At 37.1% G+C, this 21229-nt stretch carries 14 protein-coding genes; 9 read left to right on the forward strand and 5 right to left on the reverse strand.

The window, feature by feature from the left end:
* The first annotated feature begins 15 nt into the window (after positions 1–15).
* The 4 genes from F0919_RS00965 (at position 16) to dnaA (ending at position 4167) form a co-directional block, all read left to right on the forward strand.
* Positions 16–717, forward strand: a complete 702-nt coding sequence (locus tag F0919_RS00965; RefSeq protein WP_150030841.1) for a hypothetical protein — start codon at positions 16–18, stop codon at positions 715–717.
* A 27-nt stretch (positions 718–744) separates the two neighbouring features.
* On the forward strand, positions 745–1494 hold the full coding sequence (locus F0919_RS00970) for a 5'-nucleotidase C-terminal domain-containing protein (RefSeq protein ID WP_150030842.1): 750 nt from the start codon (positions 745–747) through the stop codon (positions 1492–1494).
* Positions 1484–2416: a metallophosphoesterase gene (locus F0919_RS00975; protein WP_150030843.1), complete on the forward strand. Its 933-nt coding sequence runs from the start codon at positions 1484–1486 to the stop codon at positions 2414–2416. Before F0919_RS00970 ends, F0919_RS00975 begins: the two co-directional genes overlap by 11 nt.
* Before the next feature lie 269 nt (positions 2417–2685).
* Complete coding sequence (gene dnaA, locus F0919_RS00980) at positions 2686–4167, forward strand: chromosomal replication initiator protein DnaA (protein WP_150030844.1); 1482 nt, start codon at positions 2686–2688, stop codon at positions 4165–4167.
* 82 nt (positions 4168–4249) lie between these two features.
* Here dnaA and F0919_RS00985 read toward each other — a convergent pair whose 3' ends face one another.
* From F0919_RS00985 to F0919_RS00995, 3 genes are all read right to left on the reverse strand, one after another.
* The gene (locus F0919_RS00985; RefSeq protein WP_150030845.1) at positions 4250–6721 is read right to left on the reverse strand and encodes a PIG-L family deacetylase; all 2472 of its coding nucleotides are present in this window, start codon (positions 6719–6721) and stop codon (positions 4250–4252) included.
* An 84-nt stretch (positions 6722–6805) separates the two neighbouring features.
* On the reverse strand, positions 6806–11872 hold the full coding sequence (gene porU2 / locus F0919_RS00990) for a putative type IX secretion system sortase PorU2 (protein WP_150030846.1): 5067 nt from the start codon (positions 11870–11872) through the stop codon (positions 6806–6808).
* A 32-nt stretch (positions 11873–11904) separates the two neighbouring features.
* Positions 11905–13080 carry a putative type IX sorting system protein PorV2 gene (locus tag F0919_RS00995; protein WP_150030847.1) on the reverse strand — a complete coding sequence of 392 codons (1176 nt, stop codon included), beginning with the start codon at positions 13078–13080 and terminating at the stop codon, positions 11905–11907.
* 235 nt (positions 13081–13315) lie between these two features.
* On the opposite strand from F0919_RS00995, the gene tyrS reads away from it, so the two are divergent.
* Positions 13316–14605 (forward strand): tyrosine--tRNA ligase, encoded by a 1290-nt coding sequence (tyrS, locus tag F0919_RS01000; RefSeq protein WP_235903430.1) that lies wholly within the window; start codon positions 13316–13318, stop codon positions 14603–14605.
* A 53-nt stretch (positions 14606–14658) separates the two neighbouring features.
* Entirely contained in the window at positions 14659–16164 is a 1506-nt protein-coding gene (locus F0919_RS01005; RefSeq protein WP_150030849.1) for an NAD(P)H-hydrate dehydratase, read from the forward strand.
* Between the two features lie 72 nt (positions 16165–16236).
* On the opposite strand, the gene F0919_RS01010 is transcribed toward F0919_RS01005, so the two are convergent.
* Together F0919_RS01010 and sucC are read right to left on the reverse strand one after the other, a co-directional pair.
* Positions 16237–16701 carry a DUF3276 family protein gene (locus tag F0919_RS01010; RefSeq protein ID WP_150030850.1) on the reverse strand — a complete coding sequence of 155 codons (465 nt, stop codon included), beginning with the start codon at positions 16699–16701 and terminating at the stop codon, positions 16237–16239.
* A gap of 159 nt (positions 16702–16860) precedes the next feature.
* Positions 16861–18078 (reverse strand): ADP-forming succinate--CoA ligase subunit beta, encoded by a 1218-nt coding sequence (gene sucC / locus F0919_RS01015; protein ID WP_150030851.1) that lies wholly within the window; start codon positions 18076–18078, stop codon positions 16861–16863.
* Between the two features lie 108 nt (positions 18079–18186).
* On the opposite strand from sucC, the gene F0919_RS01020 reads away from it, so the two are divergent.
* The 3 genes from F0919_RS01020 to F0919_RS01030 all read left to right on the forward strand — a co-directional run bounded on the left by F0919_RS01020 (position 18187) and on the right by F0919_RS01030 (position 21229).
* Complete coding sequence (locus F0919_RS01020) at positions 18187–19335, forward strand: glycosyltransferase (protein WP_150030852.1); 1149 nt, start codon at positions 18187–18189, stop codon at positions 19333–19335.
* A gap of 31 nt (positions 19336–19366) precedes the next feature.
* Positions 19367–19786 carry a hypothetical protein gene (locus F0919_RS01025; protein WP_150030853.1) on the forward strand — a complete coding sequence of 140 codons (420 nt, stop codon included), beginning with the start codon at positions 19367–19369 and terminating at the stop codon, positions 19784–19786.
* Between the two features lie 132 nt (positions 19787–19918).
* On the forward strand, positions 19919–21229 hold the full coding sequence (locus F0919_RS01030; RefSeq protein ID WP_150030854.1) for a methylmalonyl-CoA mutase family protein: 1311 nt from the start codon (positions 19919–19921) through the stop codon (positions 21227–21229).

A 21229-nucleotide genomic window follows, 5' to 3' on the forward strand; every position in this document is an offset into this window, starting at 1 on the left:
TCAATAAGCCCATCCATGTTTTTTAAAAGAACAACACTTTTTATATTATTCCTTCCTTTATTTCTGAATGCACAGGAAAACTATTCCAACCGATGGAAAGAAATAAGCAGAACAGACCGCAAAGATAAATCTGTGGCCTATACCGATACTATGCGGATAAATAACGTAACTAAGGAGTCTTTAAAAATGCGCAGAGGTTCTTTCGAATATAGTGGTACCATAAGTAATGATCTTTTAGAAGTAGGCGAAGAACAATATCAAATTATTAAACAAGACGAAAAAGAAATAAGAATCGGCGATGAAGATTACATTCACATATTTGCAAGAGAATCCAAAGACTTGAGTGCAGCAGATGCAACGGCTGCCATTAATGAAAGAACTTTACCATTAAAGCCGGTAAGCTCAATAGATACATTTCTTTTAAAAGGTGAATGGCAAGCCTATAGCAGAAAAAGGAAAGATGGCCCCGGAAAAATAAATTATAAAGAGCTTATAAAAACCCTTTCCTTTCATCCTGATTTAACCATGAATAATTATGGCATAGTCACAATAAATAATGGCATTTCCATGTTTCCAATCAGAGCATTGAAAGGTTCTGATATAATTATATCGGATGATAATAATAAGGAACATCGTATTATAGTATGGAAGCTTACAAAAGATGAATTGATCGTCGAAGACGATAGCGGTATATTGTACTACATGAAACAGTTTTAAATTCTATTCTAAAAATAAAATACGACCATGAAGGTCTTAACCGGCATAGCGAAACTTTTTACACTACTATTAATCTTTGGCAGTTGCGCCGTTACAAAAAAACAAGTAGTCTCTTATAATACCAGTTATACTATCATTGATAGTAGCATCCATCGTGACACTACATTTGAAACATTTCTGAGTCCATACAGAAAAAAGATGGATACCATCATGAATGAAATTATTGGCTACAGCGATGTGCCTTTATCTAAAGCACAACCTGAATGTACTTTAGGCAATTTCATGACAGATGCACAATTGCAATATGCACAAAAAAGATATCCGAAGGTTGTCATATCTGTTATTAATTACGGCGGCATTCGTTTACCGTATGTTGGGCCCGGTGCTATTTCCAAAGGGAAAATTTATGAAATAATGCCATTTGACAACATGCTCACGATAGTGGATATTCCGGGAAAGACATTGAGACAATTTTGTAATCACATGGCATCTTACGGAGGTTGGCCAATTACAGGTCTTACTTATTCTATTAAAGGGAAAGAAGCAGAGAATATATTGGTAAACGGGCAACCTGTAAATGATCAGATAATTTACGAAACAGCATTATCTGACTACATTGCCAATGGAGGTGACAACTGCGATTTTCTGGCTGATTGCAAAAAAGAATATCTCGATGTTTTTATCAGAGACATTTTAATAGAGCACATAAGAGCATTACAGGCAAAAGGACAAAAGCTTCATGTAGAACTTGAAAAAAGAATTCGATATGCAGAATAGAAGAGATTTCATAAAACAGGCCACAATAGGTGGAGGATTACTAATGGCCGGAGGTTTTCCGTTTCAGGCACTGGCAGGAGCGACTGAAACAAGGTTAACAATTTTACATACCAATGATGTGCATAGCAGGCTCGATCCTTTTCCGATGGATGGCAGCAAATATCAGGGGCTTGGAGGAGTAGCTGCAAGAGCAAGCGCTATAGAAAAAATAAGATCGCAGGAAGAACATGTACTGCTTTTGGATGCCGGCGATATTTTTCAGGGAACACCGTATTTTAATTTATATAAGGGCGAACCTGAAATTAAAGCAATGAGCATGATGCAATACGATGCAACTACAATGGGGAACCATGATTTCGATGCAGGCATTGAGGGCTTTGCTTTGCAGTTACCACATGCAAATTTTCCTATTCTTATTGCTAATTATGATTTCAATAATACTCCTCTGGAGGGTAAAACCCAGCCATATAAAATTTTCAAAAAGGGAAATTTGAAAATCGGAGTGTTCGGTCTTGGGATTCAATTACACGGCCTGGTTCCTACAGAGGCTTACGGCCAGACAAAATATATGGATCCGATTGAAAAAGCAAAAGAATATAGTGAGCTATTAAAGAAGAAGAAAAATTGCGATTTTGTTATATGCCTTTCCCATCTTGGTTTTCAATACAATGGCAATAAAGTAAGCGATTGTATAATTGCACAGGAAACCGAATATATTGACTTAATCATTGGCGGGCACACGCATACATTTTTAGATACCCCCACTATAATAAAAAATAAAAAAGGAATTGACGTAATTGTCAATCAAATGGGTTGGGCAGGTGTCAGATTAGGCAAACTTGATTATGTATTCGACAGCAAAAAAAATGTCAAACTCTCCAATGCCCAAACTGTAATTCTAACCAAACAAACAATAGGTTGATAATTTTTTTTTTCAACAAAATGTTGAGAATTTCGCATTGAGGATTCAGGAATAACGAAAGAAAAATTTGGCTTGCATTTATTGAATATTATTTCATATTTTCAACCAAGTTTTACGGAGAAAAAATCATTTTAAATTTACAGATTTTGGTATGTCTTTTGATTAAAAATACAATCAGAAGCAAAAGCCGTCTTCGTTATTTTTTGAAAAAACAAAACCATTATACCGAAAAAAGCATTAAAACAACTTTACCCCCTTTAATAATTTAAATGACTCCATCCCAACAAAACATTAATACATCTAATACAGACGCGGTTACAGCCTGGGAGAAATGTCTTGGTATCATCAAGGACAATGTAAATTGGCGGGCATTTCAAACATGGTTTGAGCCTATAAAGGCTGCGGCTCTTGTAAATGGCGTTTTAACGATACAAGTACCGAGTCAGTTCTTTTATGAGTGGCTTGAAGAACACTATGTAGAATTATTGGGTAAAACGATTAAAAGAGTTTTAGGACGCGAAGGCCGCTTGGAATACCGCATCCAAATGGAAGCAAACGCACAGCAACGTCAGCAACAACCTGCTACAATGCAGTTGCCCGGCAGTGCACACCCTAAGGCTCCTAAAGATAATAATTATGTGAATCTGGACTATGTAATGGAAGATCCATTAAAGATCAAAAATCCATTCATTATTCCGGGAATGAAACGGGTACAGATTGATCCCCAGTTAAATCCTAATTCTACCTTTGATAATTATATTGAAGGCGAATGTAACAGATTGGCAAGAACTGCCGGTGTGCATATTGCTCAAAAACCCGGTGCTACTGCATTTAATCCATTAATGATCTTTGGAGGAACAGGCTGTGGAAAAACACATTTATTGCAGGCAATAGGTAATGAAGTACGCAGGCTTCATCCTAATAAATCCGTTTTATACGTAAGTACAGAGAAATTCATCAATCAGTTTATTGATCATTCAAAAAATCAGGAAGTCAATGATTTTATTCATTTCTATCAATTGATTGATGTGTTGTTGTTGGATGATATTCATTTGTTTGTTAGTGCAACAAAAACACAGGATGTATTCTTTGCAATCTTTAATCACTTGCATCAGAATGGCAAGCAAATTGTATTGACAAGCGATACGCCCCCTAAGGATTTGGAAGGCATGCAGGAACGTCTTTTAAGCCGTTTCAGATGGGGATTACACGCCGAAATCCAATCACCTGATTATGACACACGCAAAGCCATTCTGGAAATGAAAATGCGCAATGAAGGATTGGAAATTCCGGAAGAAGTGGTGCAATATGTAGCATACAATGTTCAAAACAATGTGCGCGATTTGGAAGGAACCGTTATCTCGCTTTTTGCACAGGCAACTTTGAATAAAAAAGAGATTGACCTCGAACTGGCAAAACGTGTGTTGAAGAATTTTGTAAAATCTTCTTTCAAGGAATTGAGTATTGAAGATATTCAAAAGATGGTATGCAATTTCTACAACGTTACTTACAATGATCTGCTGTCTAAAACACGTAAACGCGAAATAGTACAAGCTCGTCAGATCACAATGTATCTTGCAAAAAAATTCACAAGAAACTCATTAAAGTCAATAGGAGAACACTTTACAGGTAAAGATCACACAACGGTTATTCACTCTTGTCAGACTGTTGAAAACCTTATGGATACTGATTCTGCCTACAAAGAGAAGTTGCTGGAAATTCAACAAAAAGTACAGCTGGCGGCTATGTAAAGAACATTAAAGAATTTATACGAAGAAGGGAATTGCTTACCGCAATTCCCTTCTTCGTATAACAGAACCTGATATTACACTGTTATGGTTTTCCTTTTCCAGCAGACAATAAATTCATCATAAGTCTTATTGACCCTACATTTCCTGCAGGTAATTCTCTGAAAAAAACCAATGGTGAATAGATATATTGCCCTTTTCCATAAGGAGTGTAAATAACCGCGCCATTCAAAGGTTTTTCATCACCATCATGCATAGAGAATAAGGATTTATAATTGCTTTCAAATCCGGAAGGAAAATAAATGCCCCTTTCCTGAACCCAATCTTTAAAATCACTTTCTGTTATCTCATTCGGAAAATGCATCAGCGAAGAAGTTGTATCTGTAAAAGTTACTTTCGCCTCTTCATCGGTCACTCTGTCTCTTGAAATAATAAACGGATAAGGACCATATTGTTTGGTTTGCAGATTGCCATTAGTATTATATTGCATCAGAACCGTACCTCCTTCTTCGACATATTTCATTAAAACAGGCATCCATGCTGCACTTTGTTTATCAACATTCAATGCGCGTACGCCTACAACAACGGCATCATACTGCGCTAATGATTGTGCATTGCTTAACGAACTTTCTGGAATTATTTCTACTTGTAACCCTGCTAACTTCAATATATCATCTACATAATCACCTGCACCTTCTATGTAGCCAATTTTCTTAACTGCCACATTCCAGTTTTTCTTAACCAAATGCATCCAGGAAGCTGTAAAATATTGTAAGTCGGGCAGATGCGGGTATTGAATTAAATGCTGTGTTTTATCATAAACCTTACCTCTGGCTTTTACTGAAACCATGATGTAATCATCTTTGGCAGCATCAGTAAAAGTGGTGGTGGGAATGTCCAGCGTATAAGTAGTATCCTGACCTTGAACCAGGTTACTTATTGCCTTTGAGATGATTACTTTATCTTTATATGTAACCTGAAGGATTGGGCTATCAACAGCTTTGAATACCTTAAGATGTACCCATACTTTTTTACTCTTACCCTTTTCATAAATAAAAAGATTATGATAAGGTTCAACAGAAACGGCAGGAACAATTCTTAATTGCTGTACAACATCGCCTTTTACGGGATCTAATTTCTTGTAAGAAACCGGAACAGATGCACCAAATTGCTGGCCATTTATTTCGAAAAAAACACGGGCATTAGGGTTAGAAACAGCTTCCGGCAAACCGTTGTATTGAGGCTCGTACTGATATGCAGAATTAGCTGCACCATATTTCATCCAATAAGGTTGTGTAAGCTGTTCCGGGTCGTTAATTGTCATTTTGAAAGAATACTGATACAAAGAATCCGAAACCATCTGAATTGCAGGCATGCCGTTTCCGTCTGCAATTCCGCTCAAACTAAAAGATTGCAATTTTACAGGAACAGCGCTTCGTGCAATAACATTCATTTTTACAGGAATAATCGCTCCTTCAGTTTGCTCCTGCTGATCTGTAAGTGCTTCTACCATTATACCCGCACAAGAAACGATGATATCATTTAGTTCTTCAAGTTTTTTTCGTTTCCAAAAATCATCTTTTACATTACTTCCAATCTCTTTATATATTGCTGTAAGTTTTGGAATGCTTAAAGATGGATTATTAAAGTCGAAATCAGTAAGAACCTGTTGGATATGCTGCCCTATTTCAGGATGCCCTACCCTGTTCCAGGTGATGTCAATATCATCGTATAAACTGTTTGCAATCGGGCTGCCACCTAATAATTTAAAGTAATCGTTAGCAACACCTACCGTTTGCGGCGTACCTGCACCCTGGCTTTTATGAACACTTCTGCTTCTTCCCGCCATTTCACCATAACCTTCGCCAAGCAAAGGATCGTATTGGTTTATCGGAAGCTTGAATTGGTCTTCGCTTGTAGTATTATTATCACCAAATCTGAAAGAATTAAAGAGTAATCTTTTAGGCAACCAGATTTCTTTATCATCCGGATGTTGCTTTTTGTTTGCCTCCAATTGTTGATAAACATCCCCTGCAACAATAGCGGAAACCGTATGTTGCCCATGTCCGCCTTCTCCTGTTGTCGGAAACCTGCAAATCACAACATCCGGCCTGTATTTCTCAATCATTTGCTTTACGTCAGCATCCAGATCTGTCCGGTTCCAGAATTTAAAAGTTTCTTCCGGAGACTTTGTAAAACCAAAGTCAATAACATGGGTGAACAACTGTTCAGCACCATCAATTTTTCGGGCTTCCATTAATTCGTGGGTACGAATCAATCCTAAAACGCTGCCTTGTTCATTTCCTAAAATATTCTGGCCGCCATCGCCTCGTGTCAGGGAAAGATAGATGGTCTGCACATGATCGTGATGCACTAAATAAGACAACAACCTTGTGTTTTCATCGTCGGGATGCGCGGCAACATACATTACAGTTCCCAACACATTTAGCTGTTGCAGCTTTTGAAAGATTTCGGAAGAAGGCATGGGCCTGTATTGCTGTGCCTGAATAGCATTACCAATAAGCGACAACAAAAAGAGTGAAAAGATTTTTCTCATTAATGGTATAAATTTAAGAACCCCAAAGCAAAGCTAAGGGGTTCAAAGGTCTTAAACAAAGATGCTTGTAAGCATTGATTTTTCTTATCGCATGATGTAAAGCTTGCCATATCCGTTTTTGAAAAATTTATCAACGGTTGCATTGGCTCTATGCTCAACATCTTCACCTCTGATGGACGTAATGACTCTGTACAAATACACGCCATTACCAAGCATTTGCCCATACTCGTCTTTACCATCCCAACGATAATCTGTTATATTTCTACCCACATGCAAATTACCCAGCTCTGCCTTCTTTATTTCACGTACAACTTTACCTGTAACAGAAAGTACCTGAATTTTAAATTGAGAAGGTACTTCGGAGCCCGTCAGTGTAAATACAAATTGAGTTGCTGTTGAAAAAGGATTCGGATAATTCAACACATTTGTAATGGAGGGTGTATTTTCAACTGTAAAATTAATTTTATAAGCAAGAGAAGTGTTACCTGCTACGTTTCCTATTCTGTCTTTACCTGTAACCACAAGCTGATAAACACCATCTTCTGTTAAATTAGGCCTGTATTCTATCCTGGCTTCGTTCTTTGTGCCATTGACGTTTGTGGCCGGAATAAACTTACAAGTGTTGCCATCTATTGGTATTTCAACAGGAGTAGATTGATCAGGGTATAATAACTGAACCTTTAACAAGGAAGAATCATCCAATGGAAGAAATTTATTTTCATCTCTGAGCAGCACACGAATGAACGGTTTTGCAGAAACAATGTCTTTATCCAGAATATGAATGCCATCAAAAGTTACATCCAGCAATGGATTTTGTTTATCGGCAACAACATATTGGCTCAAATAACCCAGATTATTGGGATGATATTGTTCCGGTTGGTCATTATCAGGATTAGCTTCTACCAATAAGAAGTCTTTGCCATGGTAATTGGAAATATCATAATTCAACGTCACGATTAAAGTGTCATTTCCTGATAACGGCTTATATCTGCGTGGTGTATCTAAGTCGTGTTTAATGCCCGATGCGTCAATCAACTTATATTGCACCAACATGCTATCCATAGGATAAGGAGTCAGATTTTCAATTGCTATCTCAAACTTACTTTTCTGACCTTCACCTGTTGTATCATTATGAACAAAGTGGGCTGCGGCATTTAAAGCTGCTTCAGGAACAGGTGAATATAATACTCTCCAATAATCCAGATAAGGAGCTGAGCGCGCAAAACTATCGCTATTATGCCATACCAATTTCAAATTAGGATAGATTGCGGCATTGATAAAAGCCAAAGAAGTATCTGTTGATGAGCCGCGATATAACAATGTTTCATTACTGATCGTATCAAGGCCAATTACATCTACAAAGCTTGAATCATATTGAGGAGCATTGTCGGTTGCTGATGTTTTCCATTTTAAAGCTTGCCATTCTTTTGCCGGGCCTACAATTTTAGAAGTTACATTCCCACTGTCCGTATTACTCCTGAAAGTAGCAGTGAATTCAATTTTATCGGTTCCACCATTACTGATTTCCTGCGTTACAGGGTAACTATTATCTCCCTTTTTTCTAAAAAACGCAAATGCTCTTTTGAAAGTAAATTGGTCTATCATGTCAAAACCAAGATTCTTTATAGCATGATAAAGTGAATTCCCTGCTCCATATGTAGCAGTATCTGCCTGCCATTTATCAGCAGTTTGCTGATCCCATATCGCACCCGGAGGTCCATCATAAATCAAATTTTTAATCAGTATATAATCTCCGGCCGGAATACTTTCTATAAATAACCTGGCTCTGTTTCTGCTGGCAGAATCACTGGTTAAGTATTCGAAAACATAGCGGGGAACAGGAGCACTACAATATATAGAACCCTGGGAACCTTGTCCTACGAAAGAGCCCTGTCCTATGCCAGGCTGTCCGGGAAGCGGGTAATTAGCCATTAACTGTCCTGAAACGGAATCAATAACAGCAATCTGCACAGAACCTGTATAACCACAACCTACTCCACCAAATCTGACATCATTTAGTGATTGATCCATATTTTGATAATCGTTCAATAAAGGACTAATGACCTTAGCAGACACTTTCAGCGTATTGATTATGCCATCATATTTAAATTTCCTGGTTTGGGGAACCAATGCCAGGCCTGTATATGGTTCGTCTTTCAGATATTGGAAATAATGTGATTGATTCCAACCATCTGAGCCATTAGCCAGATAGACAAAGGAACTATAGTTCCAATTATTAACTCCATTAACCAAAGAGTCTGGTGCAGCCCTCCAGTAATATACAGTACTGTCTTTGTAAACAAGATTTGGTTTCCATTTTATAACGCCACCCATACTTGTAATAGTAGTGCTTTGCTTTAAAAAGCTATTAAAATTCTCTGTTGTATCAATTTCCAGTTTATAGTTTCTTATTGGTGCAAAAGCGTTGAGAGTGGAAGCTTTTAGTGTAATGTCCTGCTGATGCATTATCGCAAATTCTTTAGGATAAACAGGGATGATACTTTCAGAATAAATATACAATTGGTAAATAACTTCGTTATTATCCTCCGACAGTTCGTCGTATTGCTCTTTTGAATCAATCTTTATGGCATAATTGTTTAAACCGATATCAGTCGTCTCATTCAGAGGAACTTTAAACGTAATAGTATCTGTGTTGAACAGATTAGTCACTCTTATAGAATCCTGAAACAAGACATTATTATTTCCCGGAAGCGTATGTCTTAATCTAACCCAAACACTATCTTCAGTTGCTTTACCAAGGTTATACAAAACAACTTTTAAATCAAAACTATCAATTGCCGTAGTCACATTTGCCGGTATTGTATTTACGCCTGATTCTTCTATAGCAAAATCAGTTTTATCAGGATTATACGTCAATAAGCCGGGGTCTCCTTGATAGAGCTGGCATTGTGTATGAATGTCCATAAAAACATCGTTACCCAAAGTTTGCAGGTATGCTATATTATCTCTGTATTGCATACCCATTCTTTTACCATAGCTTTTATAAGCCATTGAACGATAAAGTCCCGTCATGTAATTGGGTAAAGTACCTGTGAAACCGGTATTGTCGGCTGCTATCATTGCAATGGCACCACCGTTAACTGAAGTAATATATTGCTCACTTATTGTCTTTATAGAGCTATTGGAAAAAATATATGCAACCTCACAGGCATAAGCTCCAAACACCGGGAACTTCGGACTGGAATGATACACATCCGGAGAGTTAAGATTATAATCAAAACCGGCAGTGGAACCATGACCATAAAATGATATAAAGCTGACACCGTTGCTAATTAAACTATCAACTACGGGATTATCAACATTTTCAACAGGATCGGTTGTTGTCTTTTTTATAGTTGTAACTGTCGCTCCAACAAGTGTATCTTCAATAATACCTTTACAATTATTCAAAGCAGGCAATAATTGCTGTTCCTGTAAATTCAGATCAGATGAACCTGCAATATGCAATCCTCTTTTTTTCCATAGGTCATGTTCTACTGTCGGTTTGGGTAATCCCGGTTTTATAGCCGTCTCATAGTCCTTTACTTTCGATAAATAATTGCCTATCTCCTGGTTACTCCAGGCCGATAATCTTCCGGTAGCTAAAAGAGGGGTCTGATCATTATTAAAACTTGAAAACAAATTATCAGAACCGGGATTTCCCCACGTCGGAATACTTGGATAATTGACGGCACTGACCTGAGTTGTCACATAATCAGATCCGCGCCCTATTATAAACAAATATTCAGGTTTTACTGTCCAGACATTATTAGCAAAATTGATGAAGTTGCGTATGCTCAAAGGATGTTGATCATGACCATAGGCAAATTGATCATACAATTCTGTTACATCCACTACTACTGACTGAAAAGAGCCGCCATCAGAACCATTTCTGTATTGTTTGTATTGATTAACGTAGTCAGGCGAGGCATTTATATAATCTTTATGGCTAAGGATAATATAATTTCCCTGATTAGCGGTAAGAGCATAATTTTTGAATGGAACGCTTTTCAAGTCTAAATTATCTGATATGGATGCTACATTAGTAAGGAATACATCTCTTGGCATTATAGATATATCCAGATAGAATTTGAGTAAGCCACCCGACTCTGTCCCGATATAAATCTTATTATTTGTCCTGTCGTACAGACGTGGCGATTGCCCCCCTGTAGAAAATCCGCTTATTTCAATATATCGGTCAGATGAAGGTATCTGAAACGATGCCTGTGTGGAAAAATTCCCGGAAAAATCATATGTTCTCGGGTATTTTATTTTTCCCAAAAAAACGTAAAATGTACTGTTATCAGAAAAAGTCAAATTATTGGAACCCGATAAACCGGAACTTACAAAGCTTTTAACTTTCTTTACTAATTGAAAATTACTGACAAAGGAAGTGTCGAAAAGAGCATTGCCATTAAGAGTGATATGCTTATTTAAGGATTGTCCTACACTGGCTTCTGCAAAATTAAAAGAAACTTCTGAAGCCGGACCTGATGCATAAACATTAGGTGTATTTAATACCAGATTACCGGAGGTACTGCCAAAATATGCCCATCCTTCTCCCAAATCAAAATCCGAGGAGTAAAATCCTCCGGAATAATACGACTGTCCGGGATCGAAAGAATATTTTGAAAGATTGGAAGGATAAACAGTTGTCCAACAAAATGAAGCGGCAGGAGGCGGCACTCCCGGAATAGCATTATTTATCAGGCTGTAACGAAAATGTGTAGAAGCATCATAAGTAAGGAAATAACTAATCGTATCCTTCACGGAGATTACTGTGCTTTCGATATCAGGTTGAAAAAAAGGCCCGGAATACAAAGCCGTATCAATGATACCATCCACTTTTGTACCATAAAATTCTATATAATCATTTACTCCCAATGTTCCATTTGTTGAGACATATATGGGTAACTGCTGACCATCACGATATAAAGCAAACTGACTTCCTGTAACAGCACTCATATTATTGGCAGCGAGCTGAGCTTGCGTAATCCTGTATATTCCTTCTTTGGTTATTTTTAATTTGTAATAAGTGTTATCAAAATTGATCCAGCTATTGCTATATTGCGCATGAACATTTTGTATAAATAAACCTGCAAAGAAAAACAGGATAAGGAGTGAAATATTTCTTGATATAATTTTTCTCATCTGGTAAAATTGAAATGAATAGGACTTGAAATTTAATTTGTTCCTTTTACATCCGGTTTCGGAGTAACAGGTAACGGACTTGAGTTACTATCCGCAGGCTTTTTCTTTGCCTTCATAATATCCAAACGAATAGAAATCACATGTGACATCAGCGGATTGTCCTGCATCTGTAAACTTGTAAAGGCATAGTCAATAGCAAAACTTTTTACTTTAAAACCAACACCAATGGAAGGTTGAAAAACAGTATATTTCTTCACATTTAAAGTATCGGAATTATCAAGCGCTCTGTAAAAATTACCAACACCCGCACGCAGGAAAATAGTATTTTTATAACTGGCCTCCACACCCATTTTGGGGTCAATACTAATAGGATTACTTGCAATAAGCGTGCTTCTTTTACCATCCGTGGTTACATCAAAACCTAACTCAGCAAGAACCTGAAAATCATTATCCGGTTTCAGGAAAGTATGCGCCACACCAAAATTCAATCTTGGCATCATCACTTCATAGGATTTAATAGGAATTTCGTTACCGGTTTTACCAAAAACTTCTTTTTCGTGATCATTTAAATGAAAGGACCATGCTGTATAACTTGTTGTAATATCTTTCGCCGTTAACCCAAACCGCCAGCTTTTATATTTCATCTGAAAACCCAAATCCATTCCGAAACCCCATGCATTTGCCATGCTTCCCACGTTTCTGTATATAATTTTTGCATTGCCGCCTATGCTTGTTTCAATCAAAGGGTTTTTCTTAAACAAACTCAGTTTTTGAGCATAAGACAGAAAAACAGCGTAATCTCCTGCAGAAAATTCTTTAAGTTTGCTATCATCAAATGAACCATCGGGCTGCACATAATCCAATGTATAAGGAATATTATCTGTGGCAAAACGAATAAAAGAAATACCGATTGCGCGTTTTTTATCTTTTAAAGGAATAGCAACTGCGCCGTAATCATATTTAAAAATACCTGCAAAATACTCTGCGTGCATCAAACCCGCCTGAACATCAGATTCCATTCCTGTAAGACCTGCAGGATTCCAGTAAGCAGAATATACATCTGAAGTGGTAGCAGACGTTGCCCCGGCCATACCCAACCCTCTCGCACCGACACCAATATTCAGGTATTCATTTACATAAATACGCTTTTGGGCAAAACTCGAAAAACATGCAATAGAACTAAATAAAAAAAGTATTGTTTTCTTCATAATCGCTGACTATTGATTCAAGGGTTATTCTTCTAAACGTAAACAAGTAATAAAAATTGCTTTTATATATGCCTGCATAAAATAAATGCTCTCCAAAGTTAACGAACAACACATAGCATTCCAACTACTATTAATACTATGTCCATCAAAATCTTGCCAATTATATAAAACACCCCTATTTTTGCTAACAACCAGTATTTTTGATAACATAAATACCATTTTAAAAAGAGAAGTTTTGGCTACAAATTTTATTCCCGAATTACAAAAGAGAGGTTTATTACAAGATATCATTCCCGGCACAGAGGAACAATTGGCAAAAGAAATGACTTCCGGTTATGTGGGTTTTGACCCGACATCCGACAGTTTGCATATCGGAAGCATGTTACCTATCATTTTATTAATGCATCTGCAAAAAGCAGGCCACAAACCTTATGCTTTAATCGGAGGTGCAACAGGCATGATTGGCGACCCTTCGGGAAAATCGGCCGAGCGTAATTTGTTGGATATGGATACCCTGAGTAAAAACGTAGAAGGCATAAAGAAACAATTATCCAGATTTCTGAACTTTAACGACAATATTCCTAATAAAGCCGAACTGGTAAACAATTACGATTGGTTTAAAGATTTCAATTTCCTTGATTTTATCCGTGACGTGGGTAAGCACATTACAGTGAATTATATGATGTCTAAGGATTCCGTTAAAAACAGACTGGAAGGCACGTCAGGAATGTCGTTTACTGAATTTACCTATCAATTGATTCAGGGTTATGATTTCTATTATCTTAATAAAGAAAATAATATCAAGCTTCAATTTGGCGGTGCCGATCAATGGGGCAATATCGTAACCGGAACAGAAATGATCCGCAAAAAAGGCGGTAGCGATGCTTTTGCATTTACGTGTCCGTTGTTGAAAAAAGCAGATGGCGGTAAATTCGGCAAATCCGAATCAGGTAATGTATGGCTTGACAGAGAAAAAACTTCGCCTTATGCTTTTTATCAATATTGGTTAAATGTTGCAGATGAAGATGCGAAGAAATTAATTAAAATTTTCACGTTTCTGCCTTTATCTAAAATCGATGAATTAATTAAAGAACACGAAGGAGCAGAACAGCTAAGAATATTACAAAAGAAGCTGGCGGAAGAAATTACAATTATGGTTCATAGTAAGGCAGATTTTGATGCAGCAATAAAAACCACTAATTTCCTTTTTGGGAAAAACACCAATGAAGATTTGAATGCACTTTCAAAAGAAGAATTTATAGAACTAATGACAGGAGTTCCATTTGTTAGTTATAAAAAGGACTTATTAAACGAGAGTTTGGATATCATTCAATTCCTATCAGATACCGGAATTTTTCCGTCAAAAGGAGAAGCAAGGAAAATGATTCAAGGTGGCGGAGTGAGTATCAATAGAACGAAAATAAATAAGGATATAACTTCTTTAGACAAATCCTATTTATTAAAAGATAAATTCATGCTGATTAATAAAGGAAGAAAAGAAGTACATCTTGTAACTTTTGAATAATAATTATAAATGCGGAATTTAAACGTTCCGCATTTTTTATAAAAACCAGGTCTATGAAAATATTCACTGCTGCACAAATAAAAGCTTTGGATGCATTTACCATTCAGGAGCAGAATATTACTTCATCAGAATTGATGGAACGTGCAGCTACAGCTTGTTTTCAATGGATTACATCCCATTATCCTATTCAGAAACCAATTTTGGTTTTATGTGGCATGGGCAATAATGGAGGTGACGGGCTGGCACTTTGCCGGATATTAATCCAACATGGTTTTTCCGCAAAAGCAGTTATTCTGAAACACAGGGAAACTTTTTCTGATGATGCAAGTCACAACCTGACATCATTGCATCACCAGGCTCCTGATGATATCCAGATACTTGAACCCGGTTCTTTTGTAACAGGAATCGATGAGAATATCCTCGTAATAGATGCGCTTTTTGGAACAGGTTTGAACCGCGCTTTGGATGAATGGACTGCCGAATTCGTTCATGAAATCAATGAATTGCCAAACGAGATTATCAGTATTGATATTCCCAGCGGATTACCTTCCGATGTTTTGCCGACAAAGAATGCAGCCGTTATTGAGGCAAATCATACTTTAAGTTTTCAGTTATACAAACGCAGCTTCCTGCATCCTGAATCTTCAAAATTTACCGGCAAAATTCATTTACTGCATATTGGCCTGAATGAAAAATTTATAGAAGCGACACACTCTCAATACAAGATTATTGATAAACAAGTTGTGAAAGAGATTTATAAACCCCGCAATTCATTCGGGCATAAAGGAAATTTCGGAAGGGCGCAGGTTGTTGGCGGTAGCTATGGCAAAATCGGCGCTATAACATTAGCAGGCAAAGCATGCGCAAAAGCCGGAGCAGGATTGGTTTTCACACTCGCCCCATCCTGTGGCAACAATATTATTCAGACCACAAATCCGGAAAGCATGTTTATTGCTTCGGGTGAAAAATTCATAAATGAGATTAAAGTTAACAAATCTATAAATGCTATTGGAATCGGACCGGGATTGGACACGGAAGCTGCTACTAAAGAGGCTTTACTACAATTTTTAGAAACAAATGAAAAGCCCTTGGTAATAGATGCAGATGCGCTTAACCTGCTTTCTGAAAATGAAGAACATTTACTGAAACTGAAATATGCTGCAATCCTTACGCCGCATCCAAAGGAATTTGAACGATTATTCGGTACTGCGGTCGATACTATGTTTCAGGTTGAAATAGGCAGGGCTAAAGCCATGAAATACAACATTCACATCATTTTAAAAGGTCATCATACAGCAGTTCTGACTCCTTCGGGAGAATGCTGGTACAATATGACCGGTAACGCCGGAATGGCTACCGGTGGCAGCGGCGATGTCCTTACCGGCATTCTTACAGCTTTATTAGCTCAGGGATATACAACTAAAGACGCTTGCTTATTAGGTGTTTATTTACATGGCCTGGCAGGAGATCTGGCTGCCAATGAACTTTCAGAAGAATCACTAATTGCCGGAGATATTATTGATTATCTGGGAAAAGCATTTTTGACATTCAAAGATTAATCATTGCAAGACTATCCCTTATACAAGAAAGCAGCACCTGATAGGATGCTGCTTTCTTTACGAATTGTAAAATTATATTTTCCACGCATCCATTCCTGCGTCATCATCGTCGGCAGTAATAACGGAAGCAGTTTCTGATACGGTATTAGTAGTGGGTTCAGAAATGTAGCTTGTAGCAGGTTCAGCAGCAGCATACGTTTTTTCTCCTGTGTATTCGCTACCTTCTTCATTTTCATCATGATTGAAAGCATCGAAATCGAAATCAGGCATCAAATCAGTTTTAACATACTCAACAGTTTCAGTCAAAGCAGCTAAAAATTTATTGAAATCTTCTTTGTAGATAAACATTTTATGACGATCATATCCATCATCATTAAAACGCTTCTTGCTTTCGGTAATAGTGATGAAATAATCGCTTCCACGAGTTTCGCGAACATCAAAGAAATAAGTCCTTCTTTTACCGGCTTTTACTCTTTTACTAAAAATGCTTTCAGCATTTCTTTTCTCGTCAAAAGGTTTGTTGTTTTCGTACGCCACAGTTCAAATTTTTATAGTTAGTAAATTTTTTAGATTCGCAAAAATAAGGAAGTTAAGTATGTAACCAAATTATTTTATAGTAAAACTTTTGTAATTAATTAGACGATTCAAAACAAAAGGCGGCTCTTTGGAGCCGCCTTTAAAATCAATTTAGTAAAATTAGTTATTCAAAGCCTTTTGAACCAGGTCAGCAGCTTCGCTTAAAAGAGTAGCTGATTGAACTTGCAATCCGCTTCCCTCAATCAATTTCTTAGCTTCTTCAGCGTTTGTACCTTGCAAGCGTACAATGATAGGAATATTGATAGTTCCCATATTTTTGTATGCTTCAATTACACCCGCAGCAACACGGTCGCAACGAACGATACCTCCGAAGATATTAATCAAAATAGCTTTTACGTTAGGATCTTTCATGATGATACGGAAACCCGCTTCAACAGTCTGAGCATTTGCAGTACCACCAACGTCAAGGAAGTTAGCAGGTTCACCGCCGGCCAGCTTAATCATATCCATTGTAGCCATAGCCAGACCTGCACCGTTAACCATGCAACCAACGTTACCGTCCAGTTTCACATAGTTAAGGTTATGTTCTCCTGCTTCAACTTCTGTAGGATCTTCTTCTGTTTTATCGCGAAGGTCAACAAGGTTTTTATGACGCATTAAAGCATTGTCATCCAGACCCATTTTGCAATCTACAGCAATGATTTTATCATCAGCAGATTTGAACAATGGATTGATTTCCAACATTTCGCAGTCAAGGCCAACGTATGCGTTATATAAATTGGTAACAAACTTAACCATGTTTTTATGTGCTTCACCACTCAAACCAAGGTTAAAAGCAATATTGCGTGCCTGAAAACCTTGCAATGAGTAACCCGGTTTTACCCACTCTTTGAAAATCAATTCAGGTGTATTATGTGCAACATCTTCGATATCCATACCACCTTCTGTGCTGTACATGATTACATTTTGCTTTTTAGCACGGTCCATCAATACAGACATGTAAAATTCTTTACGCTCGCTCGGTCCGTCATAGTACATATCCTGAGCAATAAGGATTTTGCTTACTTTCTTACCGGCTTCGCCAGTTTGAATCGTAACCAAAGTATTTCCTAAAAGATTTTTAGCAACCGTTTCAACATCTTCAGCACTCTTCACCACCTGAACACCATGTTGACTTGGCACTTCTTTAAGTGTACCTTTACCACGGCCACCGGCATGTATTTGCGCTTTCACTACTACAAACTTACTTCCGGTATCCACAGCTATCTGCTTGTAGGCATTCACTGCTTCATCAACATTGTGTACTGCAATACCTTCCTGAGTAGGTACATTATATTGTTTTAAAAGTTCTTTGGCTTGATATTCGTGAAGATTCATTTTTTGAAAAATTTTGGCGAAGATAATGGATAATTCAAAAAATTTAACTTTTTTTCGCTTTTCATCCTAAGGATAGTATTGATTCTAATCTCAGAGAGGCATACATTCATGATATTTATTATAATTACCATTCTGTTATTCCTGAGCTATGCTATACTTATGCTGGTTTATAGACGAGGATGGATCCGATATTCTATGCCATTGCATGAAACTTTTCCCAATTCCGCGCAGAAAATATCCATTATAATCCCTGCCAGAAACGAAGCAGATAATATCGGAAAATGCCTGCATTCCATATTATCAAATGAATTTCCTGCTGCATATTTTGAAATAATCGTAATCGATGATTTTTCGGAAGATGAAACAGCTTCTGTCGCCGGTAAAATACTAAACAATAAAAACGGCCGTGTAATTGCATTAAAAGATTATCTGAGCAAAGATGAACGCATTAATGCGTATAAAAAGAAAGCGTTGGAAATAGCGATAATCATAGCTTCCGGCGATTGGATAATTACAACGGACGCCGACTGCATCGCGCCCAAAAATTGGCTGAAACAAATGCACCGGGCTATGCAAAATGAGCACACGCAATTCATTGCTGCTCCTGTTTCATTTATTCCTTTCAGTCGTCGCAACTGGCTATACTATTTTCAGTCATTAGATTTTATGACTATGCAGGGCATTACAGCCGCAAGCATTGCAAATAATATGGGCAATATGTGCAATGGCGCCAATCTTGCTTTCCGGAAATCAGCATTTAATGAAGTAGGCGGTTATAAAGACATAGATCACATAGCATCGGGAGATGATATGTTGCTGATGCACAAAATTCAAAGTAAATATCCGGATGGGATTTATTATTTAAAATCTGAACAAGCTATTGTTGAAACACCTGTTCAAGCCAATTGGAAAGCATTCTTAAATCAAAGAATACGCTGGTCTTCAAAAGCAGATAAATACAATGACAAGAAATTAACTGCGGTTCTTGCGTTGGTTTATCTTTTTAATTTTAATATTTTAGTATTAGTTATTGCTTCTGTTTGGAATTATAATTTGGTATTTTTATTATTTGGCACGGTTTTTGCTAAGGTTATAGTAGAACTTCTTTTTCTTATTCCTGTTGCAAAGTTCTATGGTAAATCAAATGAAATGATATATTTTACAGTATTGCAGCCAATACACATTTTATATATCGTCATGGCCGGTTTTTTAGGGAAGTTTGGAAAATATGACTGGAAAGGAAGAACAGTAAAATAACTTAAATACTAATTTTTAAAAATTCATTTCTATGCGAAAATTCATCTTCTTCTCCGTATTGATTATACTTTTAGCCGTTATCGGATATGTCTATTTTTCCTATTACAAAGTTTATGATTCCGGAGGAAGAGAAGGTGTATTATATAATTTTTCCATAAAAGGAACTGTTTTTAAAACTTATGAAGGCATCATTTTACAGCCGGGCATTCGTTCTGCCAAAGCCGGAGGACTAAACACGAATGAGTTTCATTTCTCTGTTACCGATGAGGTGGTTGCTGACTCGCTGAAAAAATGTATAGGCATGCAGGTATTGGTGCATTACAATAAATATTCAAAAAACCTTGCATGGCGCGGGGAAAACAATAATCTTGACAATAAGGAAGATGGCCAGTATGTGGTTGATAAAATAGAATCGGTAAAACCGTCGACAAATGCTTACAATAATTTTTAGGACAAATCCATATCATTAAAAATGGCTGCAACCTTTGTTGCAGCCATTTTTCTTACCGGAACATAGGATTATTGCGGAGGGTCGTATATTTGTGCGTTCAAAGAACATACGGCAAATACACTAAATATTTTGATGAAACATTTATTCAACGAGTTTAATCCTGCAAGTGCCTCTGAATGGAAAGTCCGGTTAGAAAAGGATTTGAAGGGCATTACTTTTGAAGAACTTTCTGTTAAAGACAGAAACGGCATAACGATACATCCTTTTTATACAAGCGAAGATGTAAATGTTGAATATAGCGTGGTAACCTCAAATCCTGATTGGAGTATATGCGAACAGATTGTTACCGAAGACGCTTCCGTTGCTAATAAACAAGCTTTAGAAGCATTAAATAATGGCGCTTCAGGTATTTCTTTCATTATTAAAAATGATGTAGAAATTGCTGCCCTATTACAAAATATAGAACTGCCATATATCTATTGCAATTTTAAAATTAATAATTCTGAAACATTTTTGACCAAATTTCAGGACTATCTGCAATCAAAGAATTGGAAATTGAATTGTTTTATCAGTAATGATTTCGTTGGAAACTATCTGGAAACTAATGAATGGAACAAAGAGCCTGAAACAAATGCTTTCCTTTCAACTTTTGAGACAACCAAACAATTGAGTATTGATGCATCTTTGTTTCAAAATGCAGGCTGCAACAGCGTTACAGAGCTTGCATATGCTTTGGCGCAAATAAATGAGTATCTGAACATATTGAATGAAAACAATAAGGTTTCATTACTTCAAAAAGTACATATCAGCATTGCAACCGATACGAATTTCTATGAGCAGATTGCAAAGCTTCGCGCTTTAAAAAATGTATTGCATCTTTTACTGGAACAATACGGGCTAAAGAATATCCCGGTGCATCTGCATGTCGAAACCAGCAATGTTTATCGTTCGCCATTTGATAGTTACAGCAATCTTTTGCGAGATACTTTAGCCGGCATGGCAGGCGTATTGGGCAGTTGCGATAGTTTATATATCCATCCTTTCGATGAAACTCTGCGAACGTCAACTGATTTCAGTAAGCGCATGAGCCGTAACCAGCAACTGATTTTCAAAGAGGAAAGTTATTTAGACAAAGTAGCAGATATAGCAGCTGGTTCCTACTATCTGGAAACGCTGACGGCACAATTATCTGAAAAGGCATGGAGTTCCTTTAAAGGAGTTGAAGCAAATGGCGGCCTGATTGCAATCTTTGAAAACGGAGATTTAAAGAAAACAATTGAAACGCAGGCACAACAATTAATTCAGGAATACAAAGAAGGGAAACGTATCTTAATTGGTGTCAATAAATTTATCAATGCAACAGATTCGCCCAAGCCTTTAGTAGTTGAAAACCATAATGCCAAAGGCATTCAGCGCATTTTATTATCAAGTGAAATTTTATAG

Origin of the sequence: Taibaiella lutea, from assembly GCF_008629695.1 — a bacterium.
Lineage (GTDB): Bacteria > Bacteroidota > Bacteroidia > Chitinophagales > Chitinophagaceae > Taibaiella > Taibaiella lutea.